General features: G+C 50.6%; 13 protein-coding genes. All 13 read right to left on the reverse strand.

The window, feature by feature from the left end; translation table 11 throughout:
* Positions 1-742, reverse strand: a 742-nt coding sequence (locus SBI19_RS08185; protein WP_317966879.1) for an AAA family ATPase, incomplete at its 3' end; no start/stop codon positions are given.
* Positions 739-1,917: an exonuclease SbcCD subunit D gene (locus SBI19_RS08190; protein ID WP_317966881.1), complete on the reverse strand. Its 1,179-nt coding sequence runs from the start codon at positions 1,915-1,917 to the stop codon at positions 739-741. The genes SBI19_RS08190 and SBI19_RS08185, both read right to left, overlap by 4 nt.
* Before the next feature lie 302 nt (positions 1,918-2,219).
* Positions 2,220-3,890 carry a type 2 periplasmic-binding domain-containing protein gene (locus tag SBI19_RS08195; RefSeq protein ID WP_317966883.1) on the reverse strand — a complete coding sequence of 557 codons (1,671 nt, stop codon included), beginning with the start codon at positions 3,888-3,890 and terminating at the stop codon, positions 2,220-2,222.
* Positions 3,891-3,983: 93 nt separating this feature from the next.
* Positions 3,984-4,898, reverse strand: a complete 915-nt coding sequence (locus SBI19_RS08200) for a carbohydrate ABC transporter permease (RefSeq protein ID WP_483312257.1) — start codon at positions 4,896-4,898, stop codon at positions 3,984-3,986.
* A 15-nt stretch (positions 4,899-4,913) separates the two neighbouring features.
* Complete coding sequence (locus tag SBI19_RS08205) at positions 4,914-5,882, reverse strand: ABC transporter permease (RefSeq protein ID WP_317966887.1); 969 nt, start codon at positions 5,880-5,882, stop codon at positions 4,914-4,916.
* Between the two features lie 41 nt (positions 5,883-5,923).
* Positions 5,924-6,082, reverse strand: coding sequence for a hypothetical protein (locus SBI19_RS08210; RefSeq protein ID WP_317966889.1), 159 nt, complete (start codon positions 6,080-6,082; stop codon positions 5,924-5,926).
* Complete coding sequence (locus tag SBI19_RS08215) at positions 6,079-8,355, reverse strand: helix-turn-helix domain-containing protein (protein WP_317966891.1); 2,277 nt, start codon at positions 8,353-8,355, stop codon at positions 6,079-6,081. Before SBI19_RS08215 ends, SBI19_RS08210 begins: the two co-directional genes overlap by 4 nt.
* 279 nt (positions 8,356-8,634) lie before the next feature.
* Positions 8,635-9,534, reverse strand: coding sequence for a carbohydrate ABC transporter permease (locus SBI19_RS08220; protein ID WP_317966893.1), 900 nt, complete (start codon positions 9,532-9,534; stop codon positions 8,635-8,637).
* A 13-nt stretch (positions 9,535-9,547) separates the two neighbouring features.
* A complete protein-coding gene (locus SBI19_RS08225; protein WP_317966895.1) occupies positions 9,548-10,519 on the reverse strand; it encodes an ABC transporter permease in 972 nt (323 codons plus the stop codon).
* Between the two features lie 102 nt (positions 10,520-10,621).
* A complete protein-coding gene (locus SBI19_RS08230; protein ID WP_317966897.1) occupies positions 10,622-12,349 on the reverse strand; it encodes an ABC transporter substrate-binding protein in 1,728 nt (575 codons plus the stop codon).
* Between the two features lie 127 nt (positions 12,350-12,476).
* Positions 12,477-14,018 (reverse strand): response regulator transcription factor, encoded by a 1,542-nt coding sequence (locus tag SBI19_RS08235; protein WP_317966899.1) that lies wholly within the window; start codon positions 14,016-14,018, stop codon positions 12,477-12,479.
* A 2-nt stretch (positions 14,019-14,020) separates the two neighbouring features.
* Positions 14,021-15,817 (reverse strand): sensor histidine kinase, encoded by a 1,797-nt coding sequence (locus SBI19_RS08240; protein ID WP_317966901.1) that lies wholly within the window; start codon positions 15,815-15,817, stop codon positions 14,021-14,023.
* Between the two features lie 5 nt (positions 15,818-15,822).
* Complete coding sequence (locus tag SBI19_RS08245; protein ID WP_317967100.1) at positions 15,823-17,403, reverse strand: response regulator transcription factor; 1,581 nt, start codon at positions 17,401-17,403, stop codon at positions 15,823-15,825.
* Positions 17,404-17,442 lie beyond the last annotated feature (39 nt).

Consider the following 17,442-nt stretch of genomic DNA (forward strand, 5'->3'; position numbering starts at 1 on the left):
GCGCGAGCGCGTCTACCATCTGCGCCGCGCTGCGATATTGCTGCGCGAGCACGTCGGCGAGCGCGCTCTCCTCGCGCTGCGGAAGCGTATCGCCCGCCTGCCCGATCACAACGTCGAGGCGCGTCCGCGCCTTCGTCGCTTCGTCCTTCAGCTCGCGATGCTGCTGCTGGAACCGCTCTTCCAGCTTCCGATACAGGTCCGTGCGGAAGATGCGCCGCAGAATGTCTTCCTTATTATCCGTATCGGATGTGAGCAGCTTGCGGAATTCGCCCTGCGGCAGCATGACGATCTGGCTGAACTGATCCTTCGTCAGTCCGATGATCGTCTCCAGCTTGTTGTTCACATCCGTAATCATGAATCGGTCCACACAAGGCACCGCTTCGCCTGAAGTCGTCTCGTACAGCTCGGCCTTACCCGGCGTCTCGCTCTTGTTGCCCGCCTTACGGTGCGGCAGCTGGCGCAGCACCCGGTATGACCGCTTCCCAACGGCGAAATCAAACTCCACGGACGTAAACGAATCATCGCCTGCAAAATGGCTTCGCAGCATCCGCGTCTCCGCGCGATCTTCGCCGCTCGCCGCCCCATAGAGAGCGAAGCAGATCGCGTCAAAGATCGTCGTTTTGCCGGCGCCTGTATTGCCCGAAATGACGAACAACCGGCGATCGCCAAGCTCCGTGAAATCGATCGTCTCGCCGTCCCGGTACGGGCCGAACGCACTCAGCGTAAGCTTAATCGGTCTCATACGGCGCCTCCCTCCTTCTTCATGACGTCCATGAACGTCTCGGCGAACAGCTTGCGCTTGTCTTCCTCCAACGGCATGCCCTTCACTTCGCGGTAAAAGCTTGCGAACAGATCAATCGGATCCGCGTCTCGTCGGCTTGCGGCATTGTCCCCTGTCTCTGCACTGCCGTCCGCATCATCCGTCGACAGTGACCGAACACGGCGCTCCACATGCAGGGCATTCGGATACACCGCACGAACCTTCTCCATCGGGAACAGCACCGGATTGTCGTTTAACAAAGTGACAAACACATAGTCGTCGCTTGGCTTATGCGCTGTCTCAATTTCCTCAATCGACGCCGACACGCGGCGCATGTCGCGCAGCGGCTTGATTTCACGCTTCTCAACGGTCGTATTACCCGCTTCGTCGAGCTCGACAACCAGCCAGCCTTTGCGGTGATTTTCCTCCGAAATCGAGTACTTGAGCGGTGACCCTGCATAACGGATGCGTTCATCGCCAACGTGATGCGCCTGATGAAGATGACCAAGCGCCGTATAATGGAAGCTCTTGAAGTGAGCTGCGCTCACATGCTCGGCTCCGCCGATCGCAAGCGGTCGTTCCGACTCGCTCGTATTCGGCTGCGGTTCGCCGCCTGGCGTCACGAAGAGATGTCCGACGAGGATACGCCTCGCATTCGGATCTGCCTCCGCTTCGATTCGCGCAGCAATTGCCCGCATCGCATCATCGTGCGAGCGAATCGTCTCGTCCTCGAGCGTAATCCGCACCTGCGCCGGATCGGCATACGGAATCAGATAAACATGAACGGGACCATGCTCGTCATTCAAGATGACGGGTTTCAAATCCGAACGCAGTCGTCCTGCGAGATGCAGCCCCCGGCTCTCCATCAGCCGCGTACCGAAGTCGAGTCGGTCCGGGCTGTCGTGGTTGCCCGAGATCGCGAGCACTGGCGTCTCGCATACGATCACGAGCTTATGAAGCAGCTCGTCGAGCAGCTCCACCGCCTCCGTCGGCGGAATCGCGCGATCGTACAGATCGCCCGCGATAATGACCGCGTCGGGCTTCTCTTCTGCGACCGCTAGGACGAATTGCTCCAGCGCATGACGCTGGTCGTCCGTCATATAGACGCCTTGCACGAGCTTGCCGAGATGCCAATCGGCCGTATGAAACAGCTTCATTCGTTCGTCACGCTCCATTTAATAGTGGTATGGTAGTGAATCTATTGTTCTATAGCCAATCAAACTATTCTATCAACATCTCTGCTTCCTATTGTAGCCCAACTTTCTGGCAGATGGCAGTATGCGAACAAATGTTTCTTACGAAAATATCGTCTCGCGACTGTTGATAAATCTCTCTATACATACCGATAAAAGCCTCCCAGCCATCCGTAAGGATGACTGAGAAGCTTTCTGCTTGTTTCTGATATTGCTTGTGTAAAGCGGCTTCACCCCATCATTGAGCGTGCCTCTCTACAGACCCGCTACTTCTTCATGTTATCCAGCGCCTGCTGATAAAGCTCCATCAAGCGGTCAACCTTAAGGTTCTTGAAGCCGGAGATGTATGAATCCCAGCTGCTGTCGATATCCTTAGCGCCTGTGATGAATTGGAGCATATTCTCTTCCACGTATTTTTTAATATTCGTCTGAAGCAGTGAAGCTTCCGTGTTCGTTGTTTCATCCATATAGACTACGCTCGGGAACACTTCCTTCGGCTGGTGACCGTCGTATAGCTGAGTCGCGTTAAACAGTCTTCTCTCATAGCCGGCAGGCGTCAACGTATCCATCGGAGATCCCCACGACGCTCGGTACTCCTTCGTCTTCACGAACGGTCCGATCTCGCCCCAAGCGTTGTTAAGCGGTTTATCGTCTGGCTTTGACTCGCGCTGAATCGTTGCATAAGCGGCTGGATTGCCGTCCAGACCAATATCGGTTGCGTCCGCCTTCTTCCAGTTCACGCCTTCTTCGCCCATCGTCTCGAGCGTCGTGCCTTCCTCGGTAGCCAGATAATCGGCAAGCTTGATCAACGCGATCTGCTGTTCCTTGTTCGCTTTGCTCGTTACGACAAAGTTAAAGCCGCTGATCGACTGTCCATATGTCGCCAATGACACGCCTTGCGGCCCCGTCAGAGGAGGAACCGGCTGGTAATCCTTCTGCAGCGGGTTGGCTCCCAGATTGATGAAAATTGCCGGATGCATCGCTGCTGCTGCGCCGATCATGGAAACATCGGCATGATTGCCCAGCTGATAGTAGGCATCCCCATTTTGCGTGAAGGCGCCAGGGTCAATCAAGCCTTCTTTATATAAGGAAGCGATATACTTCAAGCCTTCCTTCCATTGCGGCTGCATCGCAGCCAGATCAACCTTGCCGTTGTTCATCTCTAGATAATTCGCATCATCGTTATAAATAAAGGCATTCATCAAGAACGTTGTGACGCGCATTCCCGCGCTGCCGTTCGCTCCGCTGAGCGGAACCTCGTCTTTCTTGCCGTTGCCGTTCGGGTCATCGTTCTTAAAGGCTTCCAGCACCTTCTTGAAATCTTCCGTTGTCTTCGGCATCTCGAGGTTCAGCTTGTCAAGCCAAACTTGATTGATCCACATTTTGCTGCCGAAGGAGCAGTGATAACATTCGTTGATGGCTGAGAGTCCATAAATATTGCCGTCCGGCGCCGTCAATGCCGCCTTGACTTCAGGCTTATCCGTAAGATTTTTCTTAATGTTCGGCGCATACTGATCGATCAGATCGTTCAGCGGAACGAGTACGCCCTGCTTGCCGAGCTTCATCAGATCGGATGGCGTGAATTGGTCGATCCACGTCTGCGAGATGAAGGCAGTCGGATAGTCGCCGCTGGAAAGCGCGAGCTGCCGCTTCTCCGTTGCCGCATCCATCGGCGCAATGACCCAGTCGATCTTAATGTTCAGCTTGTCTTCTACCAGCTTCGTGAACTTATTGGTAGCATAATCGGTATCAGGCCCTTGAGGTACCTGGAGAGAAATCTCAACCGGTCCGCTGGCGCTTGTATCTGTTCCTTGATCAGACGTCTGATCGGCTGCAGAGTTATCCTCGCTTCCATTGCTGCTGTCTTTGCCGGAGCATGCGCTGAGCATCATGACGGATAGCATGCAAATCGCCAATACGATCGAAAGTTTTTTCAATTTGTTGACCTCCCTGAATTGATTTTACTTAAACCATGGATCCAGTTCTAGATTCGATAAGCATTCCCCCTCTCAAGACGGGAGTGAATATCATTAGCCCTTAATTGATCCGATCATCATGCCCTTCACAAAGTGCTTCTGGACAAAAGGATAAATAATGAGCACAGGCAGGCTTGCTACAACAATGAGCGAGTATTTCATTAAATCCTTCATCCCCTGGCGGGCCAGCATCTGCTGCAGATCCGTCGTATTCCCCGCATCAGAGTTAAGGATCAGAATATTGCGAAGTACAAGCTGCAAGGGGAACAACGATTGGGATTTCTGATAAATAAGAGCATCGAAATACGCATTCCATTGCCCGACGGCAAACATGAGCACCATGACCGCGATAATCGGTTTGGATAAAGGAATGACGATCCGGATTAGAAAGTTAATATCGCCGCAGCCATCCAAGTCCGCTGCCTCCGCCAATTCATCCGGAATCGTGCTCTGAAAGAACGTTCTTGCAACAATAACCTGCCATACGGCGAGTGCTTGCGGTATGACCAACGCCCAGCGGGTATCGATCATATGCAGCTGTTTAATGACCAGATAGAGAGGGATCATCCCTCCTGAGAACAGCATCGTGAACACGATCAACAGCATGAGCACGTTACGGCCATAGAATGATTTTCTAGACAGGGGGTATGCAATCATAATCGTCATAATGACGCTGATCAGCGTACCGAGCACGGTATAGATAATCGAGTTCCAGTAGCCCAGCCATATTTGGCTGTTATGGAATACCGCTGAATAACCGGCTAAAGTTGGATGCACAGGCCAAATCCATACTTTGCCCGATGTGACATCCATCGGGCTGCTGAACGAAGCGCTTACAATATGCAGCAGCGGCAGCAGAATAATAACGAGAATCAAACCTAGAAAGGCATAGATGCCTGCAAGAAACACGCGATCGCCGAATGATTCTCTAATGGCATTGTTCGTTCGTATATTCGAAGATTGAATCACCTTCATCTCCTCCCCTTACCATAAGCTGTTCTGCGAGATTCGTTTGGCGATGAAATTGACGGCCACGAGCAGAATCAAATTAACGACCGAGTTGAACAACCCGACTGCGGCGCCGAAGCTGAAGTTCGCATCCAGTAAGCCGATCTTGTACACATAGGTCGAGATCACTTCCGACGAGCTTGTATTCAGCGGGTTCTGCAGCAAGTAAACCTTCTCGAAGCCGACCTGCATAATGCCGCCAACATTCAAGATCAACAGAATCGTTGCCGTCGGGAGGATCCCCGGTATATCGATGTTGAGAATTTTCTGCAATCTGGAGGCGCCGTCCACTCGAGCGGCTTCATACAGGTGCGGATCAACGCCGGCTAACGCAGCCAAATAAATGATTGCGCCATACCCGATGTTCTGCCACAAATCCGACCATACGTAGATCGATTTAAAATAAGCCGGCATCCCTAGCATATTGGGAATCTGATAACCGAGCTCACCCATAAGCGACTTGAGAATGCCTGTCGTTGGCGAAAGCACCATCATGATGATCGAGACCATAATGACTGTCGATATGAAGTAAGGAGCATACGTAACGAGCTGCACCGTTCTCTTGAACAGCCCGTTCTTAATTTCGTTCAAGGCTAAGGCTAATAGAATCGGCCCCGGAAACCCGATAATCAAATGATAGATGCTCAGACCCAATGTGTTCTTAAGCAATTGCGTGAAATACGGATTGTGGAAGAACAGATCGAAGTATTTCATCCCTACCCACGGACTGCCCCAAATCCCCTTCAGCACGTTGTACTCCTTGAACGCCATGACAACCCCAAACATCGGAATGTATTTGAAGATAATCAGATTAGCGACAGGAATAAGAACTAACAAATAAAACTGCCAATGGCGCTTAATCTTCTGCCACGCCGATTTGTTAGATCGGATAACCTTGTGCGTAGCCGCCGGTTTCCCCTCTGCCTCTAGCGGAAGCGCATTCATTTTGATCCACCCTCTTTTCGTTTGCTGTGTGCTTTGGCGTCCTAATCGTATCGCCGTCCCCTGACCTTCGCTAGGGACACTTCTCCAACACCGTACAATCGCTTCGAATCGGCCACCGTACAGTTCTCTTGACCGTACACTTGCGCTATGAATAGAAAAAAACCGCTCCAAATGAGCGGTTCTCGTAACGTGCTTTTCATATTACCTTCTCTTCGTGTTTCTCTTCTTCGCTGCTGCTGATCGTACGATACATGCTTGGCGATGCGCCTGTTACCCGTTTGAAGGCTCGCCGGAAAGCGTGTCCGCTATTATAACCTGTTCTCTCTGCTATCTCTTCGATCGTCAGTTCGCCTTCCTTCAGAAGAGCTGTCGCCTGATCAATCCGCAGCCTCTCCAGATAACCGGAGAACGTCTCGCCAAGATGCTTCTTGAACAGCTGAGACACCTGCTTCTCCGGAAACTGCACATGGTCGGAGGCCATCGTCAGGCTGAGTTGAGGAGAAGCATAATTGCTCTGCAGAAAATGTACAATCTGATCGATGACGTATTGATCATGATGGTTGACAGCGTCCGTCAGCCCGCACAGCTGCAAGAAAGATCGATCGAGCTCATTTTTGACATTAGCAGGGGGATCGCAAGGATTAATCGCTTGAACCTCCTCGCGAAGCTTCGCGCATTGCGCTGTTCGAGGCGACTGCGAGACGATCTTGTAGATCGTCCCTTTCATTTCGAAAATAAGCTGCTTGAACATTTCACCGTTTACCTGCCGCACCTTCAGATTCTCCTCGAAGATACGATGAAGGATCGCTTCCGTCTCGGCGAGTTCCCCATTCTTCACAGCGCTCATTAACCGCATCTCGACATCGATCGGATAGTACAAGCTTCCCAACTCAGTCGGAAGCTGTTCATACCATATAATGGGGGATGTCGATGAAGAGGCTTGTTCCATGGCCTGCTTCGCCTCATAGTGAGAACGGTAAATATCGCTTAACGACTGAAAAACTCCTCCGACATAAATAAGGATGGAAAGGTCATATTGGCTGGACAATACCGTTACCAGCCTCTCCAGCACTTCATTCAAAGGATGATGATCGGTTCCTTGAGGAAGCGCCTCCGTTGTCCAAATGATCGAATATTGATCGGATCGTTCTTCGCTTGCGATTATATCTTCATCTAGAATCTCTTCCAATACTTTGCGTACGATGACCCCGGACAGATTCATCTGCGGAATGTATTCCAACTGATTAATGGTCTTGGATCGTAGAATATGCACAAGCATGACATGGCCAGCGTGTCCGTTCAGCTGAATGCCTAATTGCTCATGCGCATATTCGATTTCTTGGTCATTAAGCTTACCGGACAATAACCTGCCAATATAAGCTTCTCGAAGAACAGGAATCTGCTTCGACATCTCCTCTTCCAAGGAGTGATAGTTCCGAACCAGCTTCGTTACATTCCCCCTAAGGAAATCGAACCCATTCTTGCCTGCATAGCCGCTCGAATCAAAGTTATCCTTCAGCAGCCTCGCAATTTCATTCAGCGGCGCACTGTTGCGGTGGGAGAATAAGAAAGCAATGATCAACCCGACGAAGGTGGTGCACAGCAGAAGCACAAGCATAACGTTCCGTATATAATTCGCCTTGCTCATGACCTTCGCTTTGGACAAGCCGGCTGTATACGTCCAGCCATTGAACTCGGATTTGGTTCGAATAATGATCATGTCTTGGTCGTCGGCCCTATCAATGCGGCTGCCAAGCTCCTCCTTATCGCCGTATGAAGCGATCGAATGCTCGCTGCCATCGCTTAGCTCAACCCACCCGCCGTATTCGACCATATTACGGCTAAGCAGCTTTTGAACCTCTCGCTCATCGATGATGACGACCAAGGTAGCCGTATTATGGCTGTAGGTGATCGTATCCATATAAGTGATAACATTCAGCTTCGACTGCTGGGCTGTACTCACATACGGCATTGACGGCATAATCTCATCCTGGTGGAAGGCGTTCAGCACGTTATCACGCCATGCAAGCGCATTCATTTCTGTGTAGTGATAACTGCTATAAAAATCATCAGGCCGCACATAAGCTCCTTGAGGGGTTAAGATTACGTCATTTCTGTTGGTGTAGAGGTAAAAGTTTTGAATGATGTTATTCGAGATATGATAGGGGGCAAGACTTCTCCATGCCTTCCAGGTGTTATAAACATCCTGCTCGTCGCTGCCGCCATTCACATAATTGGCAATGTCCTCGTTAGTGGAAATCTCTTTGGACAAGCTTTGGATATTCATCATCAGTTGATCTACGAATTCTTTGCTCTGATTGAGCATCATGAGGCTGGTGGTCTTCGAGCTGTCGGTAATGACCTCTTCGGAGAACCGATAGCTGATAATGCCGCTGACAAGAGTAATCACAAGGAAGAGAATGTAAGAGGACAAAAACTTTCTAAAAATATTCAGACGGAACTTCTCATTCATATGCCCAGCTCCTTTTCAGAACAGCATTAACGGGACAGCCGCCTAAGAGAATCGGTGGGTTGTTAGACTATAAATTATATTCCCTAAACGGGAGAATGAATATAATCCGATTCTACGAGACATGCAAGGATTTTACTATAGTTCGTTGGTTGCTCTCCCCTATCGGTTAGTCACTATTGGTTACAGAGATATCTATTCTTTCACCAAACGAAAAAAAGCAAGGAAGGGGCTGTACAGCCTCCTCCTTGCTTGTTCTTCCATTTGATTCCAATCGAACTACTACTCCTTCACGCTGCCGAGCTGCATGCCATGCACGAAATACTTCTGCAAGAACGGATACACGATAAGAATCGGCACGGATGCGACGATCGTTATGGACGCACGAATCGACATCGGCGTGACCATGTTGTGAACGCCCGGATTGTTGCTATTTGCTACGGATGGGTTGCTGATCGAGATCGATGCAGAGGACAGCAGCTTCATGAGCTCATACTGCAGCGTACTCAAGCTTTGCTTGGAAGATGCATAGATGAACGTATCGAACCAAGAATTCCACTGCCCGACCGCGACGAACAGCGCCACGGTAGCGAGAACCGGCTGACAAAGCGGCAGAATGATCGAGAAGAATGTCCGGAAATCTCCCGCGCCGTCCACCCTGGCCGATTCGATCAGTCCTTCCGGCAGCGTCTGCATATAGGTTCGAATGACAATCATATTGAAAGCGCTGATCAAACCGGGAATTACATAGACCCAGAAGCTATTCAGAAGATGGAGATCCTTCATCAGGAAATAGCTTGGGATGAGTCCCGCATTGAAATACATCGTCAATACAATGAGGACCGTAACCGGCTTGCGGAATACATACTCCCTGCGGCTGACCGCATAAGACAGCATGGAAGTCAGAAATAAGCTGAGCACGGTAGCGATAACCGTTCTTGCCACCGATACCCAGAAGGCGTGATAGAGCGTTCCGCCCGCGAATACCGCCTTGTAATTCTGAGACGTCCATATGCGAGGCCATAGATAGATGCCTCCGCGAACCGTATCGTTGCCGGCGTTAAACGATACGGCCAGCGTATTCAGAAAAGGATAAAGCGTAACGACCGCAAGCGCGATCATGATGACGGCGTTGAACGTGTTGAAGACAACCGGTTCCAGCCGAAGCGTTCTCGTTCTCATCGGTTTGTCCTCCTCAAATCAATCGATCTTCGCCAAAGCGTTTGGCTATCGTGTTGGCAGCGAATATCAGCGTAATGCTGACAACTGTCTTAAAGATGCCGGCGGCGGTTGCGAGCGAGTAGTTGCCAATCTGCAGGCCGTATTTCAGTACGAAAATGTCAATCGTCTGCGACCAGTCGACGACGACGCCGTTGCCGAGCAGGTACTGCATTTCAAAGCCGCCAGCGTCCATAACCCAACCGAGGTTCATGATCAGCAAAATAATGACGATCGACTTGATTCCCGGCATGGTGATGTGAAGCATCTTCTTATATCGGTTCGCCCCGTCGATCTCAGCCGCTTCGTAGAGCGAAGGATCAATGGACGTGATAGCCGCCAAATAAATAATCGCATTCCAGCCCACTTCCTTCCATACGTGGGAAACGCCTACGATCCCCCAGAAGTAGTGCGGTTTACTGAGCCACATGATCGGCTCGTTAATGAACCCAAGCTTCATGAGAACTACGTTAACAATACCGCCGTCTACAGACAGCGCATTCGCAACGATGCCTGTTACGATAATCATCGAAAGAAAGTGCGGAAGGTAGGAGATGGTCTGTATCGAACGTTTGAACAGCTTGTTCTTGATTTCATTAAGCAAAATGGCGAATACGATCGCGGTGACAAAGCCGAGCACCATATTGATGAGACTCATACCGAGCGTATTGCGCAGCACCAATAGAAACGTATCGTCTCTGAATAGGAATTTGAAATGTTTGAACCCGACCCATTCCTGCTGGGAGAAAGGTGTCCCGGGCCGCCATTTCTGAAACGCCATCGTCCAACCCCAGATAGGGTAATAAGCAAATAACAAAACATATAACAGTATGGGCAGCGACATCAGCATCAGCTGCTTCTGGCCGCGCATCCGTTTGAATAGGGATGATCTTGGTGCGGCAGTCTTCGCAGCCGTCTTGGATGTAATGGCTTTCGGGGCGCTCGCCATCGTTCTCTCCTCCTGTCTATCTTCCAAGCAAGTATTTACAACGTCAGTTGCAGAAAGCATCGGCGAGCTGCCGGCGCTTTCTGCAACCTATCGTTTCTTCTGTTATTTGCTGGTCCAGTTCTGGATACGCCACTGGATTTGCTCATTAATCCGGTCTTCGTACGCCTTTACGTTGATCTTGCTGTAAGCATTGACGTACTCATCCCAGACAGAGTCAAATTTGTCGCCGCTTGACATGATCGCTTTCGGCAAAAACTTCAGCGTAGCGTCCGTCATTTGCTTGTTAGCGACCGACGCGTCAGAGCCGTCGACCAAGTCGATCTGCCATGCCGGATAATAAACAGGGTTCTCCGGAGCCGGAGTGAAGAAGTCCGTCCAAGTCGTATGCTTGTAAGCGTCGAGAATCTCTCGATCTTCAGGCTTAAGATTTGCATAGAACTCCTCTGGCTGGCTGCCCGCATCCGTCGCATTGCCGTCGCTGTATGTGCCTTCCATCTTCGGCAAGTAGCCCAAGAGCGCCTCAGCTTTGTTGGCAAGCTTCCACGTCGTATCTTCCTGCTGCTTGCGCTGTTCCGGCGTGCGGGAGAACTTGCCGCTGGCATCCTTCTGGTAGTCGACGCCTTCTTCGCCCCATTGCAATGTCTTCTGCCAGTCTTCAGTCATGATATCGTTGAGGAACTTGATGATACGCTCTGGATCCTTCGCGTCCTTGCTGATGCCGAAGCCGTTATTCAAGTTGATGACGCCGCGATCGTAGTAGTGATCCGTAACGCCGTCGTAAGTCAGCGGGAAAGCTACATACGTATCACCGATCTTGTTCTGAGTGATCAGCTCGTTCTCGCCCTGCTGGAAGTTCCAGTGCTGGTCGAACATGCCGAGTACGCGGCCCGTAGCGATCTTCGCCAAGTATTGGTCATAGTTCTGTACGAAGGCTTCTTTGTCCATCAAGCCTTGATTATAGATTTCGTTGAGCTTCTTATAATAAGTCTTGGACATATCCTCAGTCGCGAATACTTTGGCAACTCCATTATCCACCACAACGCCGCCGTCGTTCGCATGACCGCTCAGGTGCTCCGGCGCGTTGGTCAGCGGGAACGTGCGCCAATCATACGCGAGCGTCGTGAAACCGATCGTTGGCTGGCCATCTTCCGTCGTTGGATGCTTCGCCTCATAGTCGCTGATGAGCTTGAAGTAATCCTCCAGCGTCTTCGGCGTCGGGAAGCCGGCTTCCTTAAGTACTTTCTTCTGAACCCAGAAGGCCGGGCCTTGATAAACGTTGCTATGCGTCTCTCCGGTGTAAGCGCCATAGTTCGGGAGCCAATAAATATGACCGTCGCTGGAATCCTTCATCCGGTTCCAGTACGCCGCATAATGCTCTTTCAGGTTCGGAGCGTACTTCTCGATCAGATCTTCCAGCGGAATGACCGCTTTCGCCGTTACAAGCTTCGGATCAGCGGTAATGAGGTCCGGATACTCCCCGCCTGCGATCATAACGCCCAGCTTCTGCTGCAGGTCGCCGACCAGGAATTCCATATTCAGCGTCACGCCAAGCTCGTCCTTAATCTTCTTGTAAATCCGATTATCTGCCGTCGGCGCCTGATTCGGCGAACCGATGAACGCCGAAATCGTAATCGGTTTCAAATCGTCAGCTGCGGGAGCGGTTGACGTATCGCTGTCGTTTGAAGAACTAGATGCCTCATTCGTCGTCGTTTCCTTGCTGTCGGAAGAATTGTTATCGCCGCTGCCGCCGCTGCAGCCCGCGAGCGCGAGACTAAGCGCAAGCCCGAGAGACAGCGAGCCCCACAGCTTCTTTCTTGTGACAACCCCCATTTACTACTCCTCCTCATGAATACATTTCGTTTTTACATTTCCAATTATGAGTTAATGTATGCGCTTGCAAAATATTCAGATTTAAGGTCTATCCCCTATCGTTTATGGTGTTTAAGAATATACATTCTTAATGTCCTTTACAAATAAGTCTGTAATCAGAAGGCTTCATGCCAAGTCGTTTCTCGAACTGCTTCAAGAAATGCTGATAACCGCAATAACCGAGTACTTCGGCGATTACGAACACGGCGTCTTCCGTCTCTTGGAGCAGCCGCTTCGCTTCTTCAATGCGCAGATCGTGAATGAATTCGAGAATGCCTTTGCCATATTTGCGCGAGAACGACTGACCTAGATAAGCAGGGTTAAGGTAGAAACGTTCCGAGAGCTCTTTAATCGTGAAGGTTGTCTTAAAATTCATACTTAGAAAATCGAACACCTTGGCCACTGTGCCGCTGGTCTGTTTTCTCCGCAAATCGACAACGGCGGACTGGCATTTCAAGCAGAACCGGATTAAAGCGGCGGCTAATTCCTGTCGATTGCCGCTAAGCTCTCCTGCGGCCAGCAGACCGGTTTGTTTGAGCAGTTGATCTTGGTCGCCGCCCAACACCTTGCAGACCGAAACACATTGCAAGACAACCTGCGTTACAAAGATGCCAACCAATTCAGGCAGCGTCATTAACTGTTCGAAATGGATGAAAGCTTCCCGAATCTCACAAGTAAGATCATCCGGACTGCCGTTCTCCATGACATCGACAATGGTATCCACCATCTTCAGCACCCCGAGATCGAAGGACAGCGTTTTACCCCTGATATCCTCATAATGAACGATGGCGGAGTCGCCGAAAAAAAGAAACCGTTCTGCCTCTACTGCGCAGGCGTAGCATTGGGATAACCCCTTCAGATTGTCAACGATGCAGCCTACAGCTATTTCGATTCGTCCGGAGACTACCGCCTGCGTAGCTGCAAGAAGCCGCTCTGCGAACAACCTTACTGTAATATCTTCAGGCTTCTCCAAGCCTAATACGATACCGAACGAACCCCTAGAGCTATCGATCAGATAATAACGACTAGTCATTCCAGCCAATCCCAGCGCTGCTTCGCGAGCATTTCTTGCACTCTCTGCATCCGTTCCTATGTGTATATAGGTCCAATAGGCTTCTTGGACGTTCATTTGTGCCAGTTTCCGTATTGCAGCCTGTTTTTCTTCCTCTTCGCCGACGAAGAGCAGCGTCGACAGCGCTTGTCTGATCGTATAACGATCTGCGCTTTCGCGAATGAGCTCGCGCCGTTCCCGTTCGTGCAGCTCTTTGTGCACCCGCTCCAGCACTTCATCGATATCCAATCCGATGACAGGCTTGGTCAAATACTCTTTGACACCTAAACGCATCGCTCGCTTCGCATAATCGAAATCGTCATAGCCGCTGGAAATAACGAACATGGTAGAATGATTCCCCAGCCGTCGCGTTTCCTCGATCAGCTCGAAACCATCCAATACGGGCATGCGAATATCGGTAATTACAAGGTCAGGCGGATCATGCCGAATATGTTCGATCGCTTCTTCCCCGTTGAGATAAACGCCATCAATTCGAAACCCCCATTTTTCCCAATCGACTAACAGCTCCATCCCTTCAAGAGCAAACGGTTCGTCGTCAGCCAATAGCACTTTATACATGATCACGCCTCCTTCTTCCATTCGTCAGCCTTCAGTTGAAGAAGCGGAATATGAAACCCCGCCTCCGTTCCCTTATCCGGATCGCTGCTGATGTGAAACCTGACTATCCCTTTATAGAACAGCTCTAATCGACGATAAACATTGCGAAGGCCGATATGGTCGTCTCTTCGCGCTTCGGATCGCATATTCTCCATTAACTGCTGAAGCTTGCTCCTCTCCATGCCAACGCCGTTATCGATGACGTTCACTACCAAGTCCCTCTCCGTCAGTCTCGCCGTCACATGTATCGTCCGATTGTCCTTCCTGGCCTGCAGTCCGTGCTTGCATGCATTCTCGACAAGCGGTTGAATGCTCATTCGCGGAATTCGCAGCGAAAGCGCCTGCGGATCAATATCGAACGTGTAATTAAACAAATGTCCGAAGCGAAATTTCTCGATCTGCAAGTACATCGATGTCAATTCCAGCTCTTCCCGAAGAGGCACGAGATCATCGACACGACTAAGCAGCTGCCGCATAAGAAGCGACAAGTTCTTAATAATATCGGTGACGTCGGAGTATCCCTTCTTCGTGCAGACGACCAGCAGCGCATTCAGCGTATTGAACAGAAAATGCGGGTTCACCTGGCTTTGCAGCATGGAGAGCTCGGTGCTTACCCGCTCCAACTCCAGACTTTTCTGCCTGATCTCCAATTTGTAGACATCGTTGATGAGCGAGGTAATCTTGGAGATCATGACGTTGAACGTACGGATCAACCCGCCAATCTCGTCTCTCCCCTCTTTGATGTCAATCATATCGAACCGCTCGGTCCGGACCTTCTCCATGTGTCTGGACAGCTTTTTCACACGATAGTGGTAGGAAAGCAGAATGATGAATATAAGCAGAGAAGGAACCACTGTGCTAATGACCGCCAGCCATATGATGAAGTGTTGAGAGTCATTCAACAATTTATCGATGCGCCTTGTGTCCGCGATTCCGACCAGCTTCCAGCCTTTCACGTAGCTGTAATCCCCGATCGCACGTTCCATTGCATACCCCGATCTGACGTCGAGGGAAGAAAGTGCAGGATTGTTCGTGATCGGTGCATTCGGCTCCGCGATACCAGCGCTTGCCGCCACGACCTGGTTCTGGTCATCGACAAGGCGAAGCTGCAGGCTGTCAAGCTCGCGATTGAGTATGTCGTCCATCTTGTCGATATTTAAGTCAATTCGCAAATATTTGGCATACTTCGAATACTGTACGTAGTTGTTCATTTTGCTGACGATGCTAATACGCTTACCAGGGTAAAGCCCTCCGGATTCATAATAAGCGACAACCTGAATGTTCCCGTTCGCTTGAATTAATCGATCGAGCCAAGGAAGATTATCCGAGCTTTTGGAGAATACATGGTAGCTCGTGCCGTTCTGAATCGATTCGTTATCGGTAAATATGCTGACCTCTACGATTTTGGGGGACATATAACGCGTCAATCGATCCCTTAGCAAGTCGTAGTATTCGCCGTAGTAATCGATTGGCGACTCGTACGTGCGATCAAGCGCTTCATAGAGCGAGTCATCGCCTGCCAGAGAGCGACTTAATGCGACGCCCTCGTCGATCATGCCGAGCAGCTCGCCGGAAGCCCGATCAATGGACTTACGCAGATTGTCCTCCTCTCGAATTTGAATATCCGCCGAGTTTCGCTGATAGAAGAGAATATTGATGGTCATAATCGGAAGAAGCACACAGAGCAAATAAATTAGAAGAAATTTGTATTTGAGGGGAATGTCGTTAACGATATGAAGGATCGCCGGTCGGATTCGCATCAAGATCACCCTTGCCGCTTGTTTTTATAGGAGGAAGGCAGCTCGCCAGTAACCGCTTTAAATTTTTCCGAGAAATAATCGGTATCATGGTAACCAAGAGATGCAGCGATATCGGACACCAGCATATCGGTCCGACGAAGCAGTCTGCGGGCTTCCTCGATCCTAAGTCGGAGAATATAGTCGTGAAAGCCATATCCGGTTTCTCGCTTGAACTGCTGACCGAAATAGGCTGCGCTCAAATGAAATCGGTCCGCCACCTCTTGAAGACGAATTTTCTCACGGAAGCGGTCCTTTAAGTAATCAACCGCCTTTGAAATCGGGGTGCCGGCAGTGCGAGCCGGCAACTCGCTCATCGACAATCGATCAACCGCTTGCATGCACACTTTCTTCAATGAATCCCCCGTCCATATCAATTGATGTGAACAATCGCTTCCGCTCAGAAGTTGACGCAGCCAATCAGCCGCCTCTCCCGGGTTGCCTTCCGATTCTGCATACCTGCGAAGCAGCTCGCCATGGATATGCCGAATGGTCGTATTCATCCAGTGCTCCTCGGCCCCGATCTTCTCGAAAAAATGTACCAAATCATTCATTGTGCGTTCGATGCTTTCCTTATCCCTCGTTTCGATGGACTGAAGGAGCGCCCTTGCATATGACATAATGTCATCCAAACGCCATTCGCCGGAAGCCTCTCGTTCACGGTATGCATGTATGCCCGCATGGGCCTTCATTGAAACACGGCAGCGAATCTCCATCGTCTGCCGATATAAATCGCGTACGCCAGCAATTCCGTAAGCGCTTCCACTGCAGTAGAGCGCCAGCTTTTGAGTCGGCCATCCGAGCTTTTGTCTAGTCTTTGCCAACTGCGCATCGAGCTGATTCTCGCTCACTACGTCATCGCATACAAGCAAGCCGATACGGCCCGGTGCATCCTCGAACAACCATGTCTTCGTGCTGCCCCCGAAACAATCTTGTGCGAATGCGCACAGCAGCTCTTGAAGCAGGCTGCTATGAACCCCGGAATCTTCTATTCCGCCTACGCTTGGATGATCTGCTGTCGGCTCGACTATAACCAAGCGGCAGCGCGTTCGTTCGCTCGCGTCGAGCAGCCGTGCGGCCTCATCCACCGCAACCGGCGTCCTATCATGAATTAAACTAACAATGGCGGAGGAGATCGCAGCTGCTTGATCCTGGATCGCAGACGCATGAGCCAATCGCCTTTCTTCCAAGGGACCTGCAAGGTCAAGCAACAGCTTGTGAATTTCTTCTGTAACGAGAGGTTTCAACAGATAATGTTCCACCTGATATCGGAGCGCCTGCTGCGCGTAACTGAATTCAGAATAACCGCTCATAATAACGGCTATGGCGTTGTGTCCCAGTTCTTCCTTCATCGCGCGAATGAGTTGCAGCCCATCGAGAACAGGCATTCGAATATCGGTAACAACCAGATCCGGATCATAGGCTTGAATCAATGCGAGCGCATCCTCTCCGTTGGTCGATGTTCCGCACAGTTCGTAGCCGTGGCCTTCCCAGTCCACCATTGTTTCCCAGCCTTCCAGCATCAACGGTTCGTCATCCACAACGAGCACCTTATACAAGCGATCACCTCTTCTTGCGATTAATTCTTC

It is taken from the genome of Paenibacillus sp. CCS19 (assembly GCF_033239625.1).
Classification (GTDB): Bacteria; Bacillota; Bacilli; order Paenibacillales; family Paenibacillaceae; genus Paenibacillus_T.

Excerpts from the sequence above, each read along its gene's own strand:
- SBI19_RS08190 (WP_317966881.1), bottom strand. The coding sequence starts at position 1,917 with ATGAAGCTGTTTCATACGGCCGATTGGCATCTCGGCAAGCTCGTGCAA.
- SBI19_RS08205 (WP_317966887.1), bottom strand. The coding sequence starts at position 5,882 with ATGAATGCGCTTCCGCTAGAGGCAGAGGGGAAACCGGCGGCTACGCAC.
- SBI19_RS08210 (WP_317966889.1), bottom strand. The coding sequence starts at position 6,082 with ATGAAAAGCACGTTACGAGAACCGCTCATTTGGAGCGGTTTTTTTCTA.
- SBI19_RS08215 (WP_317966891.1), bottom strand. The coding sequence starts at position 8,355 with ATGAATGAGAAGTTCCGTCTGAATATTTTTAGAAAGTTTTTGTCCTCT.
- SBI19_RS08220 (WP_317966893.1), bottom strand. The coding sequence starts at position 9,534 with ATGAGAACGAGAACGCTTCGGCTGGAACCGGTTGTCTTCAACACGTTC.
- SBI19_RS08225 (WP_317966895.1), bottom strand. The coding sequence starts at position 10,519 with ATGGCGAGCGCCCCGAAAGCCATTACATCCAAGACGGCTGCGAAGACT.
- SBI19_RS08230 (WP_317966897.1), bottom strand. The coding sequence starts at position 12,349 with ATGGGGGTTGTCACAAGAAAGAAGCTGTGGGGCTCGCTGTCTCTCGGG.
- SBI19_RS08235 (WP_317966899.1), bottom strand. The coding sequence starts at position 14,018 with ATGTATAAAGTGCTATTGGCTGACGACGAACCGTTTGCTCTTGAAGGG.
- SBI19_RS08240 (WP_317966901.1), bottom strand. The coding sequence starts at position 15,817 with ATGCGAATCCGACCGGCGATCCTTCATATCGTTAACGACATTCCCCTC.